Source organism: Ulvibacter sp. 2305UL32-6, assembly GCF_058148545.1.
In genome coordinates this window covers 1-655 of record NZ_JBYVKA010000079.1, presented here as the reverse complement: position 1 = coordinate 655, position 655 = coordinate 1, and the positions used below count along the sequence as shown (strand labels likewise).

1 protein-coding gene is annotated in these 655 nt (G+C 33.9%); it reads left to right on the top strand.

The window, feature by feature from the left end:
- The first annotated feature begins 54 nt into the window (after positions 1-54).
- Positions 55-450 carry a hypothetical protein gene (locus ACY2RU_RS17810; RefSeq protein WP_490139835.1) on the top strand — a complete coding sequence of 132 codons (396 nt, stop codon included), beginning with the start codon at positions 55-57 and terminating at the stop codon, positions 448-450.
- Positions 451-655 lie beyond the last annotated feature (205 nt).

The following is a 655-nucleotide window of genomic DNA, read 5'->3' as shown; positions in this document are numbered from 1 at the left end:
TGCAATTTGAGAAAACTAATCGTTTAACCGAAATTGAGTGATTTAAGAGAATAAATGTCAGAAAAAAATCCAAATATTGAAAAAATATTAAACGAATTATCGAAAGAGAATTTGAACGGAACTCAAGTATCTGAAATCCTAAATAATCCCAAAGAATACCCAACAGAACTGATTGAAAAACTATCTCTTGAAACTGCTATAAAATATTGGAATGGAAAGATGGATTATGAAGATGGAGATTGTATTATGAATAATATCAATACTTTTTGGTCAACAAATGAATATTATTTCCAAAATTTCGGATTTTCAGATGTTGCGTGGGAATGTTATGACGCATTTGATTCTGGAGAATATTATCGAAAAGAAGATGCTGAAAATATTGACCCAGCGGAAAAATACACAAAACCGCTAATTGAAAATCTATTAAGAAAACGAAAAAAAATAATATAAAAACTGCACACAACACCGTATAAAGCCAATGGCTAAATTGGTTATTGAATTGAAAATCCTACAATTTAAAAACGTATATTTATTTCCGAATAAACTCGCAAACGGCTTCGCTGTGGCTTCCGAGTCGCACGCGTCGACGCCGCTGCCAACATTTGCTACCGCAAATTTGGTTGAGCCACAGCGAGCCAAGAACCGCCACTGGCAT